The following is a 2,202-nucleotide window of genomic DNA, read 5'->3' on the forward strand; positions in this document are numbered from 1 at the left end:
CGGGATCGGCCTGAGCGTGAATGACGAGCTCTACTGCACGAGCCCTGAGCTCGTCGGTGTACTTCACTGGCATGAGAGAAACTCCTTCTTCCAATCTCCCTGCCTCTATTATCCCCGGGGCGATTCATGCCGCTGATTATCGATGACCGGGTCCACCTCGTTCAGGACATCGGCGCCGACGGCGTCCACGTCGGTCAGCGCGACATGCCGCCTGCTCAGGCCCGGCAGTTGCTCGGGCCGGACGCCATGGTCGGGCTGTCGGTCAGCACGATCGAGCAGGTTCGCACAGCACGCGGGCTCGGTGACGGCGTCTTGGACTACCTCGGCGTTGGACCGGTGTGGCCGACGGCGACCAAGCCTGACCACGGCACTCCGACCGGCCCGGGCGGGGTGGCTGCGGTGGCCGCCGCGAGCCCGTGGCCGGTCGTCGCCATCGGCGGCATCACCACGAAACGCACCGGCATGCTGCGCCACAGCGGCGCCGCCGGCGTGGCGGTCGTCTCGACGGTGTGCGCCGCGGAGGAACCAGCCGTGGCGGCCGCGAGCCTGCGGGCCGCGTGGGACGGGCAACCGTGAACCCCCGCCCACCGATCGCGCTGACGATCGCCGGCTCCGATCCCTCCGGCGGGGCCGGTATTCAAGGCGACCTCAAGACCTTCTCCGCACTGGGTGCCTACGGCACCGCGGTGCTCACCTCACTGACCGCCCAGTCCACCCAGGGAGTCACCGGTGTCCACGTCGTCCCCGCGGACTTCGTCCGCGCCCAGCTGGGCACCCTCGTAGACGACGTGGCGGTTGACGCCGCCAAGATCGGGATGCTCGCCTCCGCGGCCACCATCGAGACCGTCCTCGCCTTCCTCGACAAGCGCTCCGACGCGGTGCCGGTTGTGGTCCTCGACCCCGTCATGGTGTCCACCGCCGGTTCCTGGCTGCTGGCCGAGGACGCCGTCGAGCCGATGCGCCAACTCCTGCCGTACGTCTCCCTCATCACGCCGAACGTCCCCGAGGCCGCCGTGCTGCTCGACGCCGACCCCGCCGAAGACCTCGACACCATGCGCGCCCAGGCCATCGCGCTCCGGGAGCTGGGCGCCGCGCGGGTGCTGGTCAAGGGGGCCACCTCGGCGGCGACGCACACGCCACCGACCTGTGGCTCGACGACGCGGGCGAGCAGCTGCTGACCGGCCCGCGGGTAGCCACGGTCAACACCCACGGCACCGGGTGCGCCCTGTCCTCCGCGATCGCCGCACTCGCCCCGCGCACCGGGTCCCTGCTAGAGGCCACCCGCCAGGCCAAGACTTGGCTCACCGGCACCCTGCGGGCCGCCGACGCGCTCCACATCGGCCACGGACCCGGCCCCGTGCACCACTGCCACGACATCTGGAAAGACGAGAACGACTGGAAGGACAGCGACCGATGACCAGCCCACACACCTCCATGCCCGAGACGATTCGCGACCACGACGACACTGGCGTGTTCAGCACCGTGGCGTGGCATCGCACGGCCAGGGTCCGCGAGGCGATCGACGCGCTGCCCTTGTTGCACCAGCTGAGCGACGCGACCCTGGCGGAAGAGACGTTCCGGCACTACCTCGCCCAGGACGCGCTCTACCTGGCCGACTACGGCCGGGTCCTGGCCGCGGCCGCCGCTCAGGCCCAGGCGTCGGAGGAAATGGCATTCTGGGCGCAGGCCGCGCGGGAGGTGGTCGAGGTCGAGCGGCAGCTGCACGCCACCCACGTCACCGACCTCACCGCCGCCGAGCCCTCACCGACCACGGTTGCCTACACCTCCTACCTGCTGAGCCTCGCGACAGCGGGAAACTACCCGGTCCTCGCGGCCGGCATCCTGCCGTGCTTCTGGGTCTACGACGACGTCGGCACCCGTTTGAAGGCCGCCGTCGGTGACCTGAGCACGCACCCGTACGGGGACTGGATCGCCACCTACGGCGATCCAGACTTCACCGCCGCCACCGACACCGCCCGGGACATCGTGGACCACCTCGCCGACCAGGCCAGCCCCGGCACACTGGCGCGCATGCACACCGCGTTCCACCGCGCCACCCAGTACGAGTGGATGTTTGAATCGTCCTTGGTTTGATTGAGGGTAAGCCAAACATCCTGAAAGGACATCGATTCTCTGATGGCCCCGTCGAAATACCCCCAAGAACTCCGTGACCGGGCGACCCGGTTGGCCGTAGAGGCCCGT

General features: G+C 69.7%; 2 protein-coding genes and 1 pseudogene. All 3 read left to right on the plus strand.

Features of this window, described 5'->3' with window-relative positions; translation table 11 throughout:
• Nucleotides 1-126: 126 nt before the first annotated feature.
• The 3 genes and pseudogenes from MTQ12_RS14720 (at nt 127) to MTQ12_RS14730 (ending at nt 2,094) form a co-directional block, all read left to right on the plus strand.
• Entirely contained in the window at nt 127-576 is a 450-nt protein-coding gene (locus tag MTQ12_RS14720) for a thiamine phosphate synthase (RefSeq protein ID WP_247619214.1), read from the plus strand.
• Nucleotides 558-1,417 (plus strand): annotated as a pseudogene (gene thiD, locus MTQ12_RS14725) (bifunctional hydroxymethylpyrimidine kinase/phosphomethylpyrimidine kinase). Before MTQ12_RS14720 ends, thiD begins: the two are co-directional and overlap by 19 nt.
• Nucleotides 1,414-2,094: a TenA family protein gene (locus tag MTQ12_RS14730; RefSeq protein ID WP_247619215.1), complete on the plus strand. Its 681-nt coding sequence runs from the start codon at nt 1,414-1,416 to the stop codon at nt 2,092-2,094. Before thiD ends, MTQ12_RS14730 begins: the two are co-directional and overlap by 4 nt.
• The last annotated feature ends 108 nt before the right edge of the window (nt 2,095-2,202 follow it).

This window comes from Brevibacterium sp. R8603A2 (assembly GCF_023072605.1).
In the GTDB taxonomy this organism is placed as follows: Bacteria; Actinomycetota; Actinomycetes; order Actinomycetales; family Brevibacteriaceae; genus Brevibacterium; species Brevibacterium pityocampae.

What these genes read in the sequence shown, in the direction of transcription:
- MTQ12_RS14730 (WP_247619215.1), top strand. Translation starts at nt 1,414, where the DNA reads ATGACCAGCCCACACACCTCCATGCCCGAGACGATTCGCGACCACGAC.
- MTQ12_RS14720 (WP_247619214.1), top strand. Translation starts at nt 127, where the DNA reads ATGCCGCTGATTATCGATGACCGGGTCCACCTCGTTCAGGACATCGGC.